A 17,380-nucleotide genomic window follows, 5' to 3' on the forward strand; every position below is an offset into this window, starting at 1 on the left:
TGAACGCTCGTGCACAGCCCGTCCGTTCACCCCTCGTCGGAGTCCTGAACGCCCGCGCCCCGCCCCGCCGTTCACCCCTCGAAGGACGCCGCCAGAATCTCCTGCACCCGCGCCGCGTTCGACGCGATGTGATGCCGTGCCTCCCGCTGCGCGCGTTCCGCGTCGCCCGCGCGGATCGCGGACATGAGAGGTTCGTGCTCGCCGAGCAGCTTGCGCGGGTTCTCGTTCTCGCGTTCGTGGGCGGACAACGCCATGAGGTAGAAGCGCAGTTCACGGGTGAGCCCGGCGTAGAACGCGTCGAGGCGTGCGTTGCCGAGCGTCGCCACGATCGCCCCGTGGAAGGCCAGGTCCGCGGCCACGATGTCGGCACGCCGCAGTGAGCCCGTGACCGTGACGAGGTTCTCGTACGCCGCCTCCACAGCGGCGAGTTGAGCCGTGCCGAGGGGTGCCGCGAGGGCCGCCGCCTCCAAGTGCTCGCGCGCCGTGTAGAGCTCGTCGACGCTCCGCGGTGTGGGGGAGATGACCACGGCCCCGCGGTTGGCCTGGAAGCGGATCAGACCGCCGTGCTCCAGCAGACGGACGGCCTCGCGCACCGTGTTGCGGGCGATGCCGAGTTCGGCGGCGATGGCGCTCTCGCGCAGGCGCTCGCCCGGCCGGAAGGAGCCGGCGAGGATCCGCTCCGACAGACCGTCGGCGATCTGCTGTGCGGTCGTGGTCCGCTGGGCCACCAGCCCTTCAAGTGCCGTCATGGCGTCATCGTAGCCACCCTGTGACCCTAGGGTCCTTCTGGCGGATCCTGCTGGAGTCGCGTGCCCTGGCACGCACATCTGCTGCGTTGTCGTCGGTTGCCAACGCTCCGCGTTGACGCCCTCCTCCGCCTTGCAGCTGCACGCACCAGACCCCGCTCGCCTGCACCGCACGTGGACGCCGTCCGCATCCAGCCTGATCCGCCAGAAGGGCCCTGGTGCCGAACAGTAGAACTGTTCTACAGTTGCGCACTGCTTCGGCCGCTCACGGCCCGTCGCCTGCGTGACCCACTGAACCGATGTTGCAGGAGGGCTCTCCACAGTGCGGACAACTCGCGAGAACGACAGGATCGATCCGGGTGAGGGGGCGGCCCCCGAGCAGCAGCCCTCCGACGCGCCCCGCACCCTCAGGCAGCGGCACGTCCGCATGATCGCCCTCGGCGGCATCGTCGGCGCCAGCCTCTTCGTCGGCAGCGGCGCCGTCATCCACACCGTCGGCCCGGCCAGCATCCTGTCCTACGCCCTCGGCGGCCTCCTGGTCATCCTCGTCATGCGGATGCTGGGCGAGATGGCGACCGCCTCGCCGACTCTCGGCTCGTTCATGGAGTACGCCAGGACGTCCCTCGGTGGCTGGGCCGGATACACCATCGGCTGGCTGTACTGGTACTTCTGGGTCGGTGTCGTCGCTTTCGAGGCGGTCGCGGGCGCCAAGCTGCTGATGCTCTGGATACCCGGCGTACCGCAGTGGCTCTTCTCCCTGGTCCTGATGACACTGCTGACCGCAACGAACCTGGTGTCGACCCGCTCGTTCGGGGAGACCGAGTTCTGGCTGGCCTCCATCAAGGTCGTCACGATCGTCGTGTTCCTCGTCGCGGGCACACTCTTCGCGCTGGGGCTGTGGCCGGACGCGAAGCTGTCGGTGGGCAACGTCGCCCTCGACGGATTCGCGCCCAACGGTGTCTCGGCCATCCTGCACGGCGTCGTCCTCGTGATCTTCTCCTACGTCGGCACCGAGATCGTCACCATCGCCGCCGCCGAATCCGACAACCCTGTGAAGTCCGTCGTCAAGGCGACCTCCTCCACGGTGTGGCGGGTCATCATCTTCTACGTCGGCTCGGTCACCCTGTTGGTGATGATGACTCCGTGGGACCGGATCCCGACCGAGACCAGCCCGTACGCGGCCGCCTTCGGCAAGATGGGTGTGCCCGCGGCGACGACGATCATCAATGTCGTGGTGCTCACCTCCGTCCTCTCCGTGCTCAACTCCGGTATCTACACGGCCTCCCGCATGCTCTTCGCCCTCCAGCGCAACAAGTGGGCGCCCCGCTGGGTCGCCCACCGAAGCCGCAAGGGCACCCCGTGGAAGGCGATCCTGGCCTGCACGTCCGTCGGGTACGTGGCCGTCGCCATGAGCTATGTCGCCCCTGACACCATCTTCAACTTCATCATCAACTCGGCTGGCGCCGTCGGCCTGTTCGTCTACGCGATCATCGCCGGCTCGCAGCTGCGCATGCGGCGGCAGCTGGAACGCGAGTCCCCGGAGCGGCTCAAGCTGCGCATGTGGGGCTATCCGTACCTGAGTTGGGCCACCCTCGCGGCCATCATCGTCGTCCTGAGCTCCATGCTCCTGGTCCCCGACGCCCGCTCGCAGCTGTATCTGAGCGTCCTGAGCCTGGCCGCCATTCTCGCCACCTACGTGCTCGTACGGTCCAGGCGGCGCAGCACCACACACTGACCGCCCACCCCCACACCTCATGGAGACCTCATGGCCCAGGAGAACCCGCCCGTCCTGCCCGGCCCCGCCCTGTGGAGCGCGCAGGCCCACCTCCCGTCCGTCCTCGGACGCCAATTGACCATCGAACGCGCCGAAGGCAGCTACCTGTTCAGCACGGACGGCCGCCGCCTCTTCGACGGCACCGCCGGCCTGTGGCACGCCAACGTCGGTCACGCACGCCCCGAACTCGCCGACGCCGCCCACGACCAGATGCGGCGCCTGGAGACGTACCACGTGTTCGGCCGCTACCTGAACGACCGCGCCGTCGCCCTCGGCGAACGCCTCGCCGCCCTGTCACCCATCGACGACCCCAAGGTCATCCTCAACAGCGGCGGCAGCGACGCCATCGACGTCGCCTGCAAGCTCGCCCGCAGGCACTGGCAGCGCGAGGGCCGCGAGGACAAGACCATGATCCTCAGCCGCGAGTTCGCCTACCACGGGCTGCACGCCTACGGCACGAGCATCGCGGGCCTCGAGTTCAACCGGACCGGATACGGCACCGAGTCCCTGGTCCCGGAGACCGCGCGCGTGTCCACGTACGACATCGACGCGGTCGAGCACACCGTGCGGGAGATCGGCCCCGAGCACATCGCGGCGATCGTCGCCGAACCCGTCCAGGGCACCGGCGGTGTGATCCCGCCCGCGCCCGGCTACCTCGAAGGCCTGCAGCGCATCTGCCGGGAGAACGACATCCTGCTGATCATCGACGAGGTCATCACCGGATTCGGGCGCACGGGCCACATGTTCGCCACCGAACGCTACGGCCTCACACCCGACCTGATCACCTTCGCCAAGGGCGTCACCTCCGGCTACGCCCCGCTCGGCGGCGTCTTCGTCGCCCCGCACATCTGGCAGCCGTTCTACCGGGACGCCGACGACACACCCATGTTCCGGCACGGTGCCACCTACTCCGGGCACGCGACCGCCTGCGCCGTCGCACTGCGCAATCTCGACATCCTCGACGAGGAGAAGCTGGTGCCCAGGGTGGCCGAGCTCGAGCAGGTGCTCGCCGACGAACTGCGGGTCCTGGGCACGCGGGAGTCCGTCGTCGAGACACGTGTCGCGGGACTGCTCGGCGGTGTCGCCCTCGTCGACGACATCAGCGCGGAGGCGGTCACCGACGAGCTCGTCGAGCACGGCTTCGTCACCCGTCCGCTGCGCGGCAACACCGTGCAGATCAGCCCGCCGTTCATCACCACCGACGAGGAACTGCGCGGGCTCGTGACCGCCATCGGCACGGTGCTCGCGGCACATGAAGGCCGGTGACGCGATGCCGATGACGCAGGGGCAGTCCGGCGGCCTGGTCGAGTCGCGGTCGATCGACGTCGTGCCGGACGAGGAACGGCACGGCACCGCGTTCAGCCAGTTCACGCTGTGGGTGGGCGCGAACCTACAGATCACGGCCGTGGTCACGGGCGCCCTCGCGGTGGTGCTCGGCGCGACCGCCTTCTGGGCGGTCATCGGGCTCCTCGCCGGGAACCTGCTCGGCGGCTCGGTGATGGCCCTGCACTCGGCGCAGGGCCCCCGGCTCGGCCTCCCACAAATGATCTCCTCGCGGGCCCAGTTCGGGGTCCGCGGCGCGGTGGTGCCGCTCGTCCTCGCGGTGTTCATGTTCATCGGCTGCACCGCGAGCGGCACCGTCCTCGCGGGCGAGGCGGTCGGCGAACTGACCCACCTGGGACCCGTCGCGGGCATCCTCATCTTTACGGCAGTCACCGCGGTGGCGGCCGCCGTCGGCTACCGCCTCATCCACTTCCTGGGCCGCCTCGCCGGAGTGGTGTGCGGCGTGGCATTCGTCTACCTCGGCGTACGCCTCCTGCAGCACGACGACATGGGTACGGTCCTCGCCGACCACAGCTTCGCCCTGCCGGCGTTCCTGCTCGCCGTCTCGCTCTCGGCGTCCTGGCAGCTGTCGTTCGGCCCGTACGTCGCCGACTACTCGCGCTATCTGCCTCGTTCGACCTCGGCCCGCGCGACGTTCGGCTGGACGCTGGCCGGGACCGCGCTCGGAGCCCAGTGGTCGATGGCCTTCGGGGCGCTCGCCGCGGCCGCCGCGGGGGAGGCGTTCGTCGGCCACGAGGTGACGTACGTGGTGTCACTCGGCGGGGCGGGCCTGATGGCGGCGGTGCTCTACTTCGTCATCGCCCTCGGCAAGCTGACCGTCACGGTCCTCAACACCTACGGCGCGTTCATGTCGACCGTGACGAGTGTGACCGGGATGCGGCGGCGGGGCGCGATGCCCCACCGGCTCTCGCCGCGCGGGCGGGTCGGCTACATCGCCGCGATCATCGTGGCGGGCGCCGCCCTCGCCCTCGCGGGGCGGGGCGACTTCCTCAACACGTTCTCGACGTTCCTGCTCATCGTGCTGGCCTTCTTCACTCCATGGAGCGCGGTGAACCTGGCCGACTACTACCTGGTCGCGAAGGAGCGCTACGACATCCCGGCCCTCAACGACCCCGACGGGCGCTACGGATCCTGGCGGGCACCGGCCCTGGTGTCGTACGGAGTGGGTCTGGTGGTCCAACTCCCGTTCATGGCAACGGACCTGTTCACCGGCCCGTTCGTCGCGCCGCTGGGCGGCGCGGACATCTCGTGGATCGTGGGTCTCACGCTGCCGGGAGTCCTGTACTGGTTCCTGGCCCGCCGCGAACGGCACCGGATCCCGGACCGGATGATCTACCCGGAGGATGCGATGCCGAGTCAGGCGTCCCGGGGCGCGACGGAGGTGCCCGCCTAGCGCGGAGTCACCTGCGCGGCCCCGCTCTCGGCGATCAACGGATGGTGACGGTCACTGCGGGACGGATTCGTGCGGGGGAGAGGCGGGCACCGGCTCCTCCCGGCGGGCCGTGCGGTCGAAGAACTCCGGGGCCACACGTGCGTAGCCGAGCATCAGCAGCCAGCCCAGGAGGAGCGTGCCGACGCCGATGAGGAAGACGCCGCCGATGTGCCAGTGCGGTGCGAAGGGCAGCGTCCAGGAGGTGTAACTGTTCGCCGGGTCCCAGTCGTTGCGCAGGCTCCACAGGCCGGCGGCGACCAGTATCAGGCCACCGATCGCGGGCAGTACGACCCGCAGCCACAGATCCCCGGCGCTGCGGCGCCACTGGTCCCGGTACGCCCAGGCCGAGGTCAGCCCGGTGAGTCCGTAGTAGAACGCGATCATCAAGCCGCAGGAGGAGACCGCGTCGCCGATCACCTGCCCGTCGCTCAGGAAGTTCATGACGATGTAGCAGATCGCGCCCGCGATCCCGGTGGCGATGGTGCCGAACTGCGGGATCGCGTACCGGGGATGCACCTTTGCGAGGATCCGCGGGCCGGCGCCGCGCCGCCCCATCGCCAGCATCGTGCGCCCCAATGTCAGGACGGTCGTCTCGGTGGAGGCCGCCGCGGACGACAGCACCATAAGGACGAGCAGATGCCACAGGAAGGACCCGAGGCCGCTGTCACCGAAGACGGCGCGGCCGATGGCGGAGAACACATCACCGAAGTTGTCGGGGTTGCCGAGGCCGACCCCCGTCGTGCCGATACCGGCGAACGCCAAGGTCGCGATGGTGGCCACCAGATAGAGCCCGAGGAGCGTCAGCGTGGACCAGGCGGCGGCCCGGCCCGGCGTGCGGTGCCGGTCGGTCGTCTCCTCGTTGACGGTGAGCGCCGTCTCCCACCCCCAGTAGATGAACAGCATCAGTACGAGCCCGCTGACGAAGGCGCTCGGCGAGGGGATCTCGAAGGGGTTCAGCCACGACAGCTGCGGATGGTGTGCGCCGGGGCCGGCGCTGCCGGAGTAGACACGCACGAGCGCGACCACGGAGAGCACGGCCAGCATCCCGAACTCCAGGAACAGCAGCGCGCGTTGAACGGCAGCCGCCACCTCGATGCCCCGATAGCAGACGGCGCTCATCAGGGCGATCCAGCCGAGCCCCACCAGCAGCACCCACGGGCTCGACGGGTCCGCGCCGACCCCCTCGGCGCCGAAGAGGATGAAGACGTACTGGCCCGCGACCTGCGCCAGGCTCGCGAGGACCAGCACGAACGAGGTGATGATGGCCCAACCGCCCATGAAGCCCACCCGCGGCCCGAGCACCCGGCTCGCCCAGGTGAAGATCGTGCCGCAGTCCGGCTCCTGACGGTTCAACGCCGCGTACCCGAAGGACACGAACAGGATCGGCACAAAGGCCAGCACGACGATCGACGGTGCCTGGAAACCGACGAACGCCACGATGAACGCGAGCGTCGCCGCGAGGCTGTACGCGGGAGCGGCCGACGCCACCGACAGGATCAGGCTCGTCGTCATGCCGAGCGCATTGGCGCGCAGACCCTGCTGAGGCGGGTCACCAGAAGGCTCGTCGGTGGTGGTGCGTGGGATGACCGGCACGGTCGAACTTTCCTGTCGGGGATAGGTGAATCGCAACGTTGACGCGAAGATCAATCATGCGCGCGACGCGCGGCATGTCAAGGGTGTCGGGCGCCCCGGTCGCAACATTGACTGAATGATCAGTGTTGCGACATGCTCTTCTGTCATGTGGGAACAGAGCGAAAAGAACCTGGTCGAGACCGAGGTCGTCATCGTCGGCGGCGGCTACGCGGGTCTCGCCGCGGCGCTCCAACTGCACGACCACGGCGTCGACTTCGCGCTCCTCGAGGCGGCGGACCGGGTCGGCGGCCGCGTACACACCGAGTCCCGGAGCGGCCTGCGCCTCGACCACGGAGGCCAGTGGATCGGCCCCACCCAGACCCGGCTGCACGCCCTCGCCACCCGCTTCGGCTGCGCCACCTTCCCGACCTGGGAGACCGGAAAGCACATCGAGGTGTGGCACGACGGAGCCACCGTCCCCTACCTCGGTGCGGCGCCCGCCGACGGGCCCGGAATCGCCGCGTACACCCACATCACCGAAGCCCTCGACACACTCGCCCGGACCGTGGACACCACCGAACCGTGGCGCACCCCCGGCTTCGCCGAACACGATGCGCAGACCGCGCAGTCCTACTTCCGCGCGCACACCGACGACCCGGACGCGCTGCGCCGACTCGCGCTCGCCGTCCAGGGTGTGTGGTGCGCGGAGCCGTACGAGATCTCGCTGTTCCACGTGCTCTTCTACGTCGCCGCGGCCGGCGGCTGGGAGCAGCTCATGGAGACCGGCGGCTGCGCCCAGGACAGCCGCTTCGTCACCGGCGCCGCCGGACCTGCCCGAGCCGTCGCCGAACTGCTCGGCGACCGGATCCGCCTCGGCGTCGCGGTCCGCCGCATCGAGCACGACACCGACGGCGTACGCGTCCACACCGCCGACACCGTGTACGAGGCCCACAGGGCGGTCGTCGCACTCCCGCCGCCCGCGGTCCGCGCCGTTGAATTCGCCCCGGCGCTGCCGGTCAGCAGGGAGGGCTGGCTCTCGCACAGCCCGATGGGGCGCGTCGCCAAGGTCCACGCGGTGTACGACACCCCGTTCTGGCGCGAGGCGGGCCTCTCCGGCATCGCCACGCTGTACGACGACGGTCCGCTCGGCGTCGTCTTCGACAACTCGCCCGCGGACGCGGCGCAGGGTGTGCTCGTCGGTTTCGTCTACGGCGACCGGCTCTCCGAGTGGAGCCGCCTCGACGACGCTGCCCGACGCGAGGCCGCCCTCGCGAGCCTCACCAGCGTCGTCGGGGACGCGGCCGCCCACCCCCTCGACTACACCGAGAAGAACTGGTCGAAGGACCCGCACGCACGCGGCGGGTACGAGGCCTACGTGACCCCCGGCGGCTGGACCGGCTACGCACGTCACGGCTGGCGGACACCCACCGGGACGCTGCACTGGGCCGGCACGGAGACGGCTAGTGTGTGGAACGGCTACATCGACGGCGCACTCTCCTCCGGGATCCGGGCGGCCGACGAAGTCATCACGTCACTCCCGGCGCAGGCGGAAGGCTGAATCAGCATGGGCCCCGACACCGAGGGCGAGGAGACGCTCGTCGAGCGGGCCCGCCAGGTGGTCCTCTCCGCACCCATGAGTCAGCGGGAGTTCGCCGACCGCGTCGGCATGGACCCCACCGCCCTCTCCAAGGCGCTGCGCGGCAACCGCCGTCTGCGGGACGTCGAGGTCGCCGCCATCGCCCAGGTCGGCAAGGTGTCGCAGCGCTATCTGCGGACCGGCGTCGGCCGGCCACCCGTCCCGCGGCAGGGCACGAACGGTACGCAGAGCACCCGCAGGCGCGCCGACGCCGTCGACGCCGAACTCCGGCGCACACAGATCCTGGAGGCCACGGCCCGGCTCATCGCCCGTCGCGGCTTCCACAAGGTGCGCGTCGCGGACATCGCCGAGGCCTGCGGCACCAGCACCGGCACCGTGCACTACCACTTCCCGACGAAGGACGCCGCGCTGCGCGCCGCGCTCCTCTTCTACGCGGACCGCTTCCACACCCGTCTGGAAGCCGAGTTCGCGACCGCCGACAGCACCGTCGAGAAGCTGCGCCGCCTGATCGAGGTGCAGTTGACGACCACGGAGGAGGACGCCGACGAGTGGTCGGTGTGGGTGCAGTCGTGGAACGAGGCGATCCTCGATCCGAGCCTGCGGGACGGCCAGCGCGGTGTCTACGCCGGCTGGCACGGCGTCGTCCTGGACCTGGTGCGCACCTGCCGGCGCGAGGGCATGGCCGAAGGCGTCGACGCGGAGGCCCTGGCCGCCCGCTTCACGGGACTCGTCGACGGCCTGGCCATCCAAGTCCTGGCAGGAACGGGCGACATGGACGCGGCGCGCATGCGGGAACTGCTCCTGGACGCGTTCGAGCCGTACATCAGCCTGCGAAAGGGCAGTTGAGCGCGCCGTTCGCACGTGGGTTCTGGAGTAATCTCCAAGATCTTATGCGGAGTTGATGTGGGGGCTTCCGCGCCGGATGGGTCTCAACGATAGTGATGCACCGCGGAATTGATCTTCCGTGATGCAGAATATCCACCCATGTAGGAGTGCCCCATGGCGCACGCCAATGGAAACATCGCACGCCGCGCAGGCCGTCTCCTGCGCACCAGTCTCTTCGCTCAAGTACTGCTCGCCCTGCTGCTCGGCGTCCTCGTCGGACGCCTGTGGCCGGACGCCGGATCGGCCCTGCAGCCCCTCGGGGACGGCTTCGTCCGGCTCATCAAGGCGATGATCGCGCCCCTGGTGTTCTGCGTCGTCGTCGCGGGCATCACCAAGGCCGGTGACCTGAAGGCCTTCGGCCGGATCGGCGTGAAGGCGCTGATCTGGTTCGAGGTCGCCACCACCGTCGCCCTCGTCATCGGGCTGCTCGCCGGCAACATCCTGGCGCCCGGCGCCGGCATGAACGTCGACCCGGCAACCCTGGACAAGGGCGCGGTCGACGAGCAGACCGGCGGCGGGCATCTCCCGTCCACCGCCCAGTTCGTCCTGGAGTCCCTGCCGGACAGCGCCGTCGGCGCATTCGCCGAGAACTCCCTGCTCCAAGTGCTCGTCCTGGCCTGCCTCGTGGGCGCCGCGCTGCTCCACCTCGGCCAGCGCAAGGTCCCGCAGATCCTGCCCTTCATCGAGCAGGCCCAGGATGTCGTGTTCACCATCGTCGGCTACATCATGAAGCTCGCCCCGCTCGCGGTCTTCGGAGCCACCGCACACCTCGTCGGCGAATACGGCGTGGGTGCGATGTCGACGTACGGAAAGCTGATCGCCGTCTGCTACGGCGTCGCCCTGCTCTTCCTGGTGCTGCTCGGCCTCGCCCTCAAGGCGGTCACCGGTCTCAGCCTGTGGAAGTTCGTCCGCTACACCCGCGAGGAACTGCTGCTCGCCCTCGGTACCGGCTCCAGCGAGACCGTGATGCCGCGGATGATGCAGAAGCTGCGCGCGGCGGGCTGCCGGGACGACGCGGTCGGGCTCGTCCTGCCCACCGGGTACTCCTTCAACCTCGACGGCGCCTCCATCTACCTGTCCATCGGCACCCTCTTCATCGCCCAGGCCGTCGGCGTCGACCTCAGTCTCGGACAGCAGGTCACGGTCGTCCTCGTGCTCATGCTGACCAGCAAGGGCATGGCGGGCGTGCCCGGTTCGGCGTTCCTCGCGCTGTCCGCGACCGCCTCCGCCCTTGGTGTCATCCCGGCCGCCGCGGTGGCGCTGCTGCTCGGCGTCGACCGGATCATGGACTCGATGCGCGTCGCCACCAACCTCCTCGGCAACTGTGTCGCGGTGTTCGCGGTGTCGCGCTGGGAGGGAGCCCTGGACCGGGTCACCGCGAAGCGGGTGATGAACGGCGAGGAACCGGGTGCGGCGCCTGCGGCCACGACCGAGGGCGTGACACCTGCCGAGGACGTGACGCCCGCAGGCGAGGCGGCGCCCGCCAAGGACAGCTGACGCCCGGCCATCACCACATCAACCAACTCCCTTGCCACGCCCAACATTTGGCAAAACTAGATTCATGCCGCATGGATCTCGACCGGCAGGGCAGACGGCCGCCCAGTAGCAGATCAAGCGAGCGACCTCGAAAGAGTGGGCCGCAGATCAGGGACGGATGTGGTGATGGCCACGCTGACTGAGTCTTCGGGCAAGACCTCGGAGCAACAAACAGCGCTACGCAGAGACATGGGTCGCATCAGCCTGCTTTTCGCGGGCGTGGGATCCATCATCGGGTCCGGCTGGCTCTTCGGCGCGTTGAACGCGGCGAAGATCGCCGGGCCCGCTTCCATATTCTCGTGGGCGATAGCCGCCGTGATGATTCTCCTCATCGGGCTGTGCTTCGCCGAACTCGGAACCATGTTCCCGGTGTCCGGGGGAGTGGTGCGCTTTCCACACCTCTCCTTCGGCTCCTTCGCCAGCTACACCATGGGCTGGATCACCTGGATCGCCGCCGCGACGGTGGCACCCATCGAGGTCGAGGGCGCCCTCCAATACGCCACGAAGTGGGCGCACTTCACCGATTTCCACAAGGCGAACGGCGCCTACACCCTGACCACACTCGGCTATGCCGTCGCGGTCGTCGCCATGGCGTTCTTCGTGCTGCTGAACTACTACGGCATCCGCTGGTTCGCCCGCGTCAACAATGTCCTCGTCTGGTGGAAACTGCTCGCCATCGCCCTGGTGATCGTGGCGTTCTTCGTGACCGCATTCCACGCGCACAACCTCGGAGCCGCCGAGTACGGTGGCTTCGCCCCCGGCGGCGCCAAGGGCATCTTCACGGCCATCTCCACCGCGGGCATCACCTTCTCCTTTCTGGGCTTTCGGCAAGGCGTGGAACTCGCGGGCGAGACCGACAATCCGCGGCGCAACGTCCCGTTCGCCGTCATCGGCTCCGTACTGCTCACCGGCCTGATCTACGTACTCCTCGAAATCGCCTTCCTCGGCGCGGTCCCCAAGAGCGACCTGCAGCACTCGCACGGCTGGCTCAACCTGGCCTTCGCCAACGACTTCGGACCGCTCGCCGCCATCTCCAGCGCCATCGGCCTGGGCTGGCTGGCCTACATCCTCTACGTGGACGCGGTGATCTCACCGGCCGACACCGGCCTCATCTACACCACCGTCACGGCCCGTATCTCCTACGCCATGGCCCGCAACCGCAACGCGCCCGCAGGGCTGGCCAAGACGACGCCGAAGGGGGCGCCGTTGGTCAGCCTGGCCGTGACCTTCGTCCTCGGGCTGATCGTCTTCCTGCCCTTCCCGAGCTGGCAGGAACTGGTCGGCTTCATCACCTCGGCCACCGTCCTGTCCTTCGGGTCCGGCCCGCTCGTCCTGGCCGTGATGCGCCGTCAGATCCCCGAGCGCGAGCGGCCGTACCGGATTCCAGGCGGCGACATCATCCCGTTCCTCGGCCTCTACTCGGCCAACCTGATCGTGTATTGGGCGGGCTGGAACACCAACTACAAGCTGTTCCTCACCATTTGCATCGGCTTCGTCGTCCTGGCCGTCCTCCAGGTGCTCGACAAGGGACACGCTCCGAAGATGGACTGGAAGGCGGGCGCGAGCTGGGTGCTGCCGTGGCTCATCGGCCTCGCCGTGATCAGCTGGCTCGGCGACTACGACGGCGGCCTCGGCTGGATCGGCCTCGGCTGGGGCTTCGTCGCCAACCTCGCACTCACCGCGCTCGTCTACCTGCTGGCCCTGCGCGTACAACTCCCGCGCGAGCGCGTGCTGGAGAACATCGAGGAGGCGCGCGAGGAGTCCCGTATGGAGGACGCGGAACTGGGCGCGACGCACTGACCGTGCCTGGCCGATCCCAGGCCCACGCACCACATGTGGAGGCCCGCCCGACAGTCCGGGCGGGCCTCCACATGTGGTGCGGAACGGCTCCTCGGATTCGCCCCTCCCCGGAAAATCGCCCAGATCGCGATATCAGTGGCAATCCCTAGCGTTACGGAATCATCACATCATCACGACCATAGGGCTTCAGGTACGGGGCAGGCGAAAAGGGAGAAGTCGAGGAAAGGAAGCCACCGATGCTGATCGTGGCTCTTTTGCTCCTGCCGGCCATGGCACTGCTCTTGCTCGGCATGGACCGCATAGAGGACCGAATGGGCGGAGTGACCCGCCCGGGATCCGGACACCATCGACTGAGTCATCTGCGCCTCGTCCACGGTGACGAGCAAAGCAGCCGAGATACGGACACCACGAGAAGGTCCGACCGTGAGGCCGCCTGAAGTGCCCGGCACGCTCAGGCCGCGTGCCCGGGCCGCCACATCGCGACACCGAGCACCGAATCCGCCATGCCGTAATAGAGGAACCAGGCATCGCGGAACCGCACCAACCCCTCGGTGAACACCACGTGGTTGACCTGGCCGTCCTGCTCGTCCGCCGACGTCGGCACGAGGAACGGCCGCTCCAGGCGGGCCACCGCCTTGGTCGGGTCGGCCGGGTCGATGAGGAGCTGACCCGTGGAGTACTGGCCCTTGGTGTACCCGCCCTTGCCGTCCGAGCGGGCGTTGTAGACGAGCAGGATGTGTCCGTCGTCCGTACGCAGCGGCGGCGGACCGGGCTCGATCAGGGACCCCTCCCAGGCGTGCACGGGCTTGGCCACCGGATCGTCGTTCCCGACGGTCTCCCAGTGGATCAGATCCTTCGACCGGGCCCAGAAGACGTTGGACTCACCGAAGTACATCCAGTACGTGCCGTCGATGGGCGTACTGAGGATGGCACCCGACTTGTTCCAGGGCTTGTCACCATGGATCGGGTCGTGCAGCTCGGGGAAGAGCGGCCCGTGCTTCTCCCAGTGCACCAGGTCCTTCGACGTCGCCAGGCACAGCAGCGCGCTCGTCCCGTCGTAGCCGGTGTACGTCATGTAGAAGGTGTCACCGATGTGCACCACCCGCGGATCCTCGCACCCACCGGGCAGCTCGTACGGCTCGCTCGGCGTGAGCACCGGCTCCGCCCTGCGCCGGAACGTGATGCCGTCATCGCTCCAGGCGAGCCCGATGCTGGACCTCTTCGCCTTGTTCTGCGCCCGGTACAGCAACGCGATCCTGCCGCCGACCACGAGGGCGCAGGGGTTGTACAGATACGCCGACTCCCACTCGTGTGCCGGCTCGGGACGCAGAATCGGATTCGCGTCGCTCTTGGTGAACGGCCCCATGGGGAACGTCGCCGGGCCGCGCGGGAACCGTTCGGGCGTGTCCGCGGCCGCGGCGCTACCCGCGCCGGCGAGCGACCCCGTGAGCGCCGCGCCGACCACGGTCGCCGAGGCCTTGAGCATGCCGCGGCGCCCGTGCGCCTGCCGGTCGTTGTGCTCCATGTCGGGTGAACCTCCTGGTCGTCGAGTTCTCGAAAGGACGGGGCCCCGCGCACACGCACGCGGGGCCCCGTCACACCTGCCGCGCACTCAGTCTCGTACGGCTGCCAAACGCACCGTCAGGATCTGGAACGGCCGCAGTCGCAGCCGCACCCCGTCGTCCGTGACCTCGCACGCGGGCTCGTCGGCAGCGCGCGGGCGCTCCAGCAGGTCCGTGGCCGTCGCCGAGGCGAGGCGGAAACCGGGGGTCAGGAGAGCCGTGGCGCGGGCGCCCCGGGACTCGTACAGGCGGACCACGACGTCGCCCGAGCGGTCGTCGGCGAGCTTGACCGCCTCGACCACCACGGCGGGGTTGTCGATGGCGACCAGCGGTGCCACCTCCGCCGAGCCGGACACCGTCCGCTCGGGCAGGTTGAGGTGGTAGCCCTCGCGGATCGCGTCGTCGACGTCCGCGCCGATCAGCAGGGCATAGCGCAGCCGGTGCGTGCCCTGGTCGGTGTCGGTGTCGGGGTCGGGGAAGCGCGGCGCGCGGGCCAGGGACAGCCGGACCGTCGTCGTGGTGCCGCCGTCCTCGCGGACGTCACGCGTGACGTCGTGCCCGTACGTCGAGTCGTTGACCAGGGCCGCGCCCCAGCCCCGCTCGCCGACGTGCACGAAGCGGTGCGCGCACACCTCGAACTTGGCGGCGTCCCAGCTGGTGTTGGTGTGCGTGGGCCGTTCGACATGCCCGAAGGGCACCTGCGCCGTGGAGTGCCCGGCCCGCACGTCCAGCGGGAACGCCGCCTTGAGCAGCTTCTCCGTCTCGTGCCAGTCGAGGACCGTGTCGACGTCCAGGCGGCGGGTGCCCGGCGCGAGCGCGAGGGTCTGCTCGATACGCGAGTCACCAAAGGCACGCACGATGCGGACGCCGCCGTCCACGGCGGTCACCGACTCCGCTGCCGTCAGATCCGTGACGGTGTTGCGGTAGAAGGCGTCCAGGTCCCAGGCGTCCCACTGGTTCGGGAAGTCCTGGTGCAGCTGGAGCAGGTTGGCCACCGCACCCGGCGGCAGCGCCTCCCGCTCACCCTCGATGTCGTACGCCGAGGTGACCAGGCCCCGCTCGTCGATGACGATACGGACCAGGCCGTTGTCCAGGACGAATCCGCCGTCCTGCGCCTGCGGGTCGACCGTGACCGCCTGGGGCTCGCGGCGCACCGTCGTGCCCAGGGCGGCGGCGCCCGAGCGGGCGTGCGGAGCGGCGTTGAAGACGACCCGCGAGCCGTCCTCGGCGGCCGGCCCCGCGAGAGCTTCCTGCGCCGACCCGATCAACTCGCCCAGCTCGGCCGCGACCTGACGGTACGTCTCCTCCGCCTCCCGGTGCACCCACGCGATCGACGTACCCGGCAGGATGTCGTGGAACTGGTGCAGCAGCACCGTCTTCCACAGCCGGTCGATCGCCTCGTACGGGTACGCCACCCCCGTGCGCAGCGCCGCCGTCGCCGCCCACAACTCGGCCTCCCGCAGCAGGTGTTCGCTGCGCCGGTTGCCCTGCTTGGTGGCGATCTGGCTGGTGAGCGTGCCCCGGTGGAACTCCAGGTACAGCTCGCCCACCCACACCGGCGCGTCCGGGTACTCCTCCAGGGCCTTGGCGAAGAAGTCGCCCGGCTTCTCGATCTCGACGCGCGCCGAACCCTCCAGGTCCGCGAGGCGCTCGGCGCGCGCGAGCATCTCGCGGGTGGGGCCGCCACCGCCGTCGCCGTAACCGAACGGGGCGAGCGAACGGTTCGCCGCGCCCTTGTCCTGGAAGTTGCGCACACTGTGCGCGACCTCCGCGCCGGACAGATCACTGTTGTACGTGTCGACCGGCGGGAAGTGGCTGAAGATACGGGTGCCGTCGATGCCCTCCCACCAGAACGTGTGGTGCGGGAACTTGTTCGTGGTGTTCCACGAGATCTTCTGCGTGAGGAACCAGCGCACCCCGGCCAGCTTCATCAGCTGCGGCATCGCCGCGTTGTAGCCGAAGGTGTCCGGCAGCCACATGTCCTCGGTCTCGACACCGAACTCGTCGAGATAGAACCGCTTGCCGTGGATGAACTGGCGGGCCAGCGCCTCACCCCCGGTGATGTTGGTGTCCGGCTCCACCCACAGGCTGCCCGTGGGCACGAACTGCCCCGTCTTCGCCTTCTCCTGGGCCCGCTCGTACACCTCGGGCCGGTGCTCCTTGAGCCAGGCCAGCTGCTGCGCCTGGGACATCACGAAGCGGAACTCCGGATGCTCGTCCATCAGTTGGGTGACATTGGAGACGGTACGCGCGACCTTGCGCACCGTCTCGCGCAGCGGCCACAGCCACGCCGTGTCGATGTGGGCGTGCCCGATCGCCGAGATGCGGTGCTCGCCGGCCGCGGCCTGTGAGGCGAGGGCCGGGGCGAGGATCGCGCGGGCGGCGGCCGCGGTGCCGCCGATGTCCTGGAGGTCCACGGCGTCCAGCGCGGAGGACAGCGCCCGCAGGATCTGCCAGCGGCGCGGCGACTGCTCGGGCAGCTCCCGCATCAGCTGGTCGAGGACCTCCATGTCGTGGACGAGGTCGTACACCTCCGCGTCGAAGACGGCCAGGTCGAGGCGGCGCAGCCGGTAGATCGGCTCACCGTTCGAGGCGCCCTCCTCGTCCAGCCACGGGGCGCGACCGCCCAGCGGCGTGATGGCGAAGGTGCGGTCATCGGGCCCCGAGTGCATGACGAGCGGGTTCGCCGCGGCCTCGACGTAGCAGACGAACTCCTCGCCCCCGACGGCCTGTGCGGCCACCGGCAGCCAGGTGTTGCGCGGGTTGAGCGCCTTCACGGCCGTGCCGTCGGGCCGGTACGCCAGGCCCTCGGCGGAGAATCCCGGCTCGGTGGTACCGAAGCCGAGGTCGACGACGGCCTCCACACGCCGGCCCGCCCACTCCTCGGGGACGCGGCCGCTGACCTTGAACCAGTTGGTCGTCCAGGCGGGGCCCCAGGGCGCGCCCACTTCGGTGGGCCGGTAGTCGGCGGCGAGACCCTCGGCGACGGGGACGGGCTCGCCCGGCACCTGCCAGATGCCGATCTCCAGGGGGACGGAGGTGGCGTGGACGGCGGGCCGGATGCGTTCGTCGAGGACGCGCCGGAGGCGGTGCTGGACGATGTCGCGGTCGGAGTGCACAGAACACCTTTCG

The 17,380-nt window shown here is 69.4% G+C and carries 11 protein-coding genes; 7 read left to right on the top strand and 4 right to left on the bottom strand.

Features of this window, described 5'->3' with window-relative positions; genetic code table 11:
• Window positions 1–71 precede the first annotated feature (71 nt).
• Window positions 72–749: a GntR family transcriptional regulator gene (locus tag OG746_RS45120; protein WP_266725411.1), complete on the bottom strand. Its 678-nt coding sequence runs from the start codon at window positions 747–749 to the stop codon at window positions 72–74.
• Between the two features lie 319 nt (window positions 750–1,068).
• Between OG746_RS45120 and OG746_RS45125 the strand changes: the two genes are divergently transcribed.
• Genes OG746_RS45125 through OG746_RS45135 form a run of 3 tightly spaced genes read left to right on the top strand, consistent with a single transcriptional unit; the run spans window position 1,069 to window position 5,257 of the window.
• Entirely contained in the window at window positions 1,069–2,481 is a 1,413-nt protein-coding gene (locus tag OG746_RS45125) for an amino acid permease (protein WP_266725413.1), read from the top strand.
• 30 nt (window positions 2,482–2,511) lie between these two features.
• On the top strand, window positions 2,512–3,786 hold the full coding sequence (locus tag OG746_RS45130; RefSeq protein ID WP_266725414.1) for an aminotransferase family protein: 1,275 nt from the start codon (window positions 2,512–2,514) through the stop codon (window positions 3,784–3,786).
• Entirely contained in the window at window positions 3,773–5,257 is a 1,485-nt protein-coding gene (locus OG746_RS45135) for a purine-cytosine permease family protein (protein ID WP_266725415.1), read from the top strand. Before OG746_RS45130 ends, OG746_RS45135 begins: the two co-directional genes overlap by 14 nt.
• Before the next feature lie 51 nt (window positions 5,258–5,308).
• On the opposite strand, the gene OG746_RS45140 is transcribed toward OG746_RS45135, so the two are convergent.
• Window positions 5,309–6,889 (bottom strand): APC family permease, encoded by a 1,581-nt coding sequence (locus OG746_RS45140; protein ID WP_266725417.1) that lies wholly within the window; start codon window positions 6,887–6,889, stop codon window positions 5,309–5,311.
• Between the two features lie 145 nt (window positions 6,890–7,034).
• Here OG746_RS45140 and OG746_RS45145 point away from each other — a divergent pair, with 145 nt between their 5' ends.
• From OG746_RS45145 to OG746_RS45160, 4 genes are all read left to right on the top strand, one after another.
• Window positions 7,035–8,426: a flavin monoamine oxidase family protein gene (locus tag OG746_RS45145; RefSeq protein WP_266725418.1), complete on the top strand. Its 1,392-nt coding sequence runs from the start codon at window positions 7,035–7,037 to the stop codon at window positions 8,424–8,426.
• Between the two features lie 6 nt (window positions 8,427–8,432).
• Window positions 8,433–9,311, top strand: a complete 879-nt coding sequence (locus OG746_RS45150; protein ID WP_266725420.1) for a TetR/AcrR family transcriptional regulator — start codon at window positions 8,433–8,435, stop codon at window positions 9,309–9,311.
• A gap of 153 nt (window positions 9,312–9,464) precedes the next feature.
• Window positions 9,465–10,847: a cation:dicarboxylate symporter family transporter gene (locus OG746_RS45155; protein WP_266725422.1), complete on the top strand. Its 1,383-nt coding sequence runs from the start codon at window positions 9,465–9,467 to the stop codon at window positions 10,845–10,847.
• A 165-nt stretch (window positions 10,848–11,012) separates the two neighbouring features.
• Window positions 11,013–12,686, top strand: a complete 1,674-nt coding sequence (locus OG746_RS45160; protein ID WP_266725424.1) for an APC family permease — start codon at window positions 11,013–11,015, stop codon at window positions 12,684–12,686.
• 451 nt (window positions 12,687–13,137) lie between these two features.
• On the opposite strand, the gene OG746_RS45165 is transcribed toward OG746_RS45160, so the two are convergent.
• Together OG746_RS45165 and OG746_RS45170 are read right to left on the bottom strand one after the other, a co-directional pair.
• On the bottom strand, window positions 13,138–14,211 hold the full coding sequence (locus OG746_RS45165) for a glycoside hydrolase family 130 protein (protein ID WP_266725426.1): 1,074 nt from the start codon (window positions 14,209–14,211) through the stop codon (window positions 13,138–13,140).
• Window positions 14,212–14,298: 87 nt separating this feature from the next.
• Window positions 14,299–17,367 (bottom strand): alpha-mannosidase, encoded by a 3,069-nt coding sequence (locus tag OG746_RS45170; protein ID WP_266725428.1) that lies wholly within the window; start codon window positions 17,365–17,367, stop codon window positions 14,299–14,301.
• Between the last annotated feature and the right edge of the window lie 13 nt (window positions 17,368–17,380).

The sequence above is a fragment of the Streptomyces sp. NBC_01016 genome (assembly GCF_026341035.1).
Lineage (GTDB): Bacteria > Actinomycetota > Actinomycetes > Streptomycetales > Streptomycetaceae > Streptomyces.

Excerpts from the sequence above, each read along its gene's own strand:
- OG746_RS45120 (WP_266725411.1), bottom strand. The coding sequence starts at position 749 with ATGACGGCACTTGAAGGGCTGGTGGCCCAGCGGACCACGACCGCACAG.
- OG746_RS45155 (WP_266725422.1), top strand. The coding sequence starts at position 9,465 with ATGGCGCACGCCAATGGAAACATCGCACGCCGCGCAGGCCGTCTCCTG.
- OG746_RS45135 (WP_266725415.1), top strand. The coding sequence starts at position 3,773 with ATGAAGGCCGGTGACGCGATGCCGATGACGCAGGGGCAGTCCGGCGGC.
- OG746_RS45160 (WP_266725424.1), top strand. The coding sequence starts at position 11,013 with ATGGCCACGCTGACTGAGTCTTCGGGCAAGACCTCGGAGCAACAAACA.
- OG746_RS45145 (WP_266725418.1), top strand. The coding sequence starts at position 7,035 with ATGTGGGAACAGAGCGAAAAGAACCTGGTCGAGACCGAGGTCGTCATC.
- OG746_RS45165 (WP_266725426.1), bottom strand. The coding sequence starts at position 14,211 with ATGGAGCACAACGACCGGCAGGCGCACGGGCGCCGCGGCATGCTCAAG.
- OG746_RS45150 (WP_266725420.1), top strand. The coding sequence starts at position 8,433 with ATGGGCCCCGACACCGAGGGCGAGGAGACGCTCGTCGAGCGGGCCCGC.
- OG746_RS45130 (WP_266725414.1), top strand. The coding sequence starts at position 2,512 with ATGGCCCAGGAGAACCCGCCCGTCCTGCCCGGCCCCGCCCTGTGGAGC.